Annotated in this window: 4 protein-coding genes; all 4 read left to right on the top strand. The window is 41.2% G+C overall.

What is annotated here, in order from left to right; genetic code table 11:
- Nucleotides 1-344 precede the first annotated feature (344 nt).
- Nucleotides 345-524 carry a PAAR domain-containing protein gene (locus tag RH88_RS08720; RefSeq protein ID WP_005595068.1) on the top strand — a complete coding sequence of 60 codons (180 nt, stop codon included), beginning with the start codon at nt 345-347 and terminating at the stop codon, nt 522-524.
- Between the two features lie 294 nt (nt 525-818).
- The gene (locus RH88_RS08715; protein ID WP_005595065.1) at nt 819-1,817 is read left to right on the top strand and encodes an SEL1-like repeat protein; all 999 of its coding nucleotides are present in this window, start codon (nt 819-821) and stop codon (nt 1,815-1,817) included.
- Nucleotides 1,818-1,830: 13 nt separating this feature from the next.
- Nucleotides 1,831-2,130 (top strand): type VI secretion system PAAR protein, encoded by a 300-nt coding sequence (locus RH88_RS08710; RefSeq protein ID WP_005595064.1) that lies wholly within the window; start codon nt 1,831-1,833, stop codon nt 2,128-2,130.
- 76 nt (nt 2,131-2,206) lie between these two features.
- Nucleotides 2,207-3,257, top strand: a 1,051-nt coding sequence (locus RH88_RS08705) for a hypothetical protein (RefSeq protein ID WP_005595063.1), incomplete at its 3' end; no start/stop codon positions are given.

The following is a 3,257-nucleotide window of genomic DNA, read 5'->3' as shown; positions in this document are numbered from 1 at the left end:
AAAATACGATTAATGCTATGACACCAATGGTTTACATTGATAATTTTACACTGCGTACGAATTGGGTTGACTGATAGGAAACGGAAAAATAGAAATGAACAGAAGAATGAACGGGGTCAGGTCTTTCCTTTTGCTTTCTTGTTTAGAGGGTTAGGCTTTTTTGATGTATGCGAAATTAGATGCCTGAACGAAACATAATTTAAGGACAAATAATGCCAAAAGCAGCACGTATCAGAAAATGAACGGGGTCAGGTCTTTCCTTTTGCTTTCTAGTTTAGAGGGTTAGGCTTCTTTGATGTATACGAAATTAGATGCCTGAACGAAACATATTTTAAGGACAAATCATGCCAAAAGCAGCACGTATCGGCGATATCGCCTCAGCACATGGATGTTTCCCACTCACACCGATTATCGCCGGTAGTGGCGATGTCTTTATTAACGGTATCCCTGCCGCGCGTCTTGGTGATGCGATTGGTTGTGGCGGTACGGTCGCGACAGGATCACCGGATGTCACTATTGGGTAGTTCGAGCGGATGATATTGGAGGCCATTTCCATTGATAATCGTGAATTTTAGCGCCTCACAATTCAAGGTGAGCTCCATATTGGCAAGAAGAAAGACCTGACCCCATTGCTACCATAAGAGTCGCTTGCACCAACTGACTAAAGACATGAAAGTTATGGAGAAAATTTCCTACTCTGGTCATACGGGTATATTGGAAATCAAAGAATATCGCGTTTACCAGTCCGAAGAGGGTGAGGTTCGTTATCAAGATCTTAAAAAACAGGGATATCGGTTAACAGATTGGATGAGTATCAAATGATAAAAACATTAACACGACTAGTGCTCATTAGTGCTTTATTAACAAGCAGTGACGCATTTTCTGCTACCTTGGAGCAAGGGCAGTTGCTGTTTAACCAAAAAGAATACAAGCAGGCTAAACTGGTATTCTCACAGCTAGCAAATAAAGGTGATGTTCACGCACTCTACTGGCTGGGGGTAACTCAGTATGAAAGTGGTCAGCATATGGAAGCGGGAGATACTTTTTTAAAAGCAGCTGAAATGGGCAGCCCATGGGCGATGGGAATACTTGCTGGTGATAATTTTAACAGCAATAGCCCTTGTGGTTATTTGAGCTGGCCTTGCGACAGTAAGTGGGAAGAGAAGGCGATTGATGGCTGGGAAAAATTAGCAGCACAAGGCGATGGTAAAGCGGTATATGCGATTAAAGCAAACCGCACAGATTGGTGGGAATATATTCCGTTCTACAAATATAAAAAATATAGAGAGATGTACGAAGCGACAATTCCACATGGTTCTTACGGATTATTAAGTTGTAGTATTGGCACTTGTTGGGAAAATATTGAAGAACGTAGGCGTTATCAGAGAATCGCGGCTAGCAATGGCTATGCTCCTGCTATGATCGACCTTTATTATGCTCTCAATGAAACAGATATAAAACAAGCTGAGGAATGGGCTAATAAAGCTATCAATCTAGGTTATGCCAAAGCAGCAAGAACATTGTATTTGGTCTATTCACAAGGCCATGGAGGGATTAAGCAAAATTCTAAGAAAGCTTACTATTACAATCGGCTTTCTGGCATATTGGGAGGTGAAGAAAAAGAAAGTCACAAAATAACTCACCAATTAATGTTTGATGATCAAGGACAATTGGTTAAGGACGCAGATGGTCAAATTCTATTTGATGTCCTTATAACAGAAGAAGAACAATCTGAACTAGATAAGCAAGTTGAAGAGTTTGCCAAAGATATCAAGCCGAATATGTTCCTCGATGAAACCTCAATCGAATTGTTTTAAGTAAGGAAAAATAATGCCAAAAGCAGCACGTATCGGCGATATCGCCTCAGCACATGGATGTTTTCCACCCACACCGATTATCGCCGGTAGTGACAATGTCTTTATTAACGGTATCCCTGCCGCGCGTCTGGGCGATGCGGCAGCGCCGCATGGTTGCCCATGCCCGAAAACACCGCATGGATTTCATGGCCGTGCCATTTCAGCGGGCTCCGGCAGTGTTTTCATCAATGGTTTACCCGCAGCTCGAGTTGGTGATGCGATTGGTTGCGGCGGTACGGTCGCGACAGGATCACCGGATGTGACAATTGGGTAGTTCGAGCCTTTAAAATATTGAATATTTTGACTTGGCATTCAAGGCAATTAAATTCTGAGAGTTAACTGGGGTCTTGATGCAATTACATTTTAAGCGGTTAGTGAAATTACTCTCAAGTATCGTTCTCCTATTAAGTATTACAGCGTGCGGCCCCAACCCGCAAGATGACATTCCATTATTTAAAAGTTATATAGAAGAGAATATCAATAAAAAGTCTGATGACCCATATATATCCAGTTCAGTTAAACCCGGTGATGATCTTTATGAGTTTTTGATGAAATTACAGCATGGTACGGGATATGGAGATCTGCTTGAGCCATTAATCGAGCAAGGGAATACCGATGCCATGGTATGGCGTGCGCGTATTAGTGCCAATAATCTTGAATTACGTCCTAAAATATTGGGGCTATTATACCGAGCGATGCAAGCGGGCAACCCCTTTGCTGCACTAGCTCTATCTAATGGTGGTGAAGAGTGCTGGCTTTTTGGCAAAGGATCTTTAAGTTCACGAGTGGGTCAATCGATAGGCGAAGAGATCCCCACGGAAATCGAAACTTGCTCCGAGGCTAACTGGGAAATCGCAATGAAGGGTTTTAAGGATCTTGCCCAAAAAGGCGATTTACGTTCACAGTATTTTTTATTGAGTATGGAAAGAATTCAACAACCCGATGACTCAGTTGAGGCTCACGAACATTATCTTAAAGAGGTTATTCGTTTTGCTGAAGGGTACTACTATCAACCGTTGATGGATTATATTAAAACGCTTGTTGTCAAGGAAAAGGATTGGCTAAATCACATCGCGATAGACAGAACATTACAACCAATGGTTTTAGATTTACTCACTATTGCGGCTAACCATAATTATACTCCAGCCATTAATATGCTTATTAATATGAAATACAAAACAATCATGCCAGACGATGATTTGTTCAAAAAAGGCATATTATTGGGGTCTCCAAGTACTATATATGCTCTGAGTTGGCTTGATTACAAAAAAAAATACCCACTATCTCCGGAAGATGAGTATTACGTATCTCATATATATAAACATTTGACTGAAGATAGAGGTGTTTTTGATGATGTTGAACTGGGCGAGGATGCAAAAATTAAAGTCGATATTAAAATTG

Origin of the sequence: Vibrio scophthalmi LMG 19158, assembly GCF_000222585.1 — a bacterium.
Taxonomy (GTDB): Bacteria; Pseudomonadota; Gammaproteobacteria; order Enterobacterales; family Vibrionaceae; genus Vibrio; species Vibrio scophthalmi.
The sequence above is the reverse complement of the archived record's forward strand: the minus strand, read 5'-3'. Positions and strand labels throughout refer to the sequence as shown.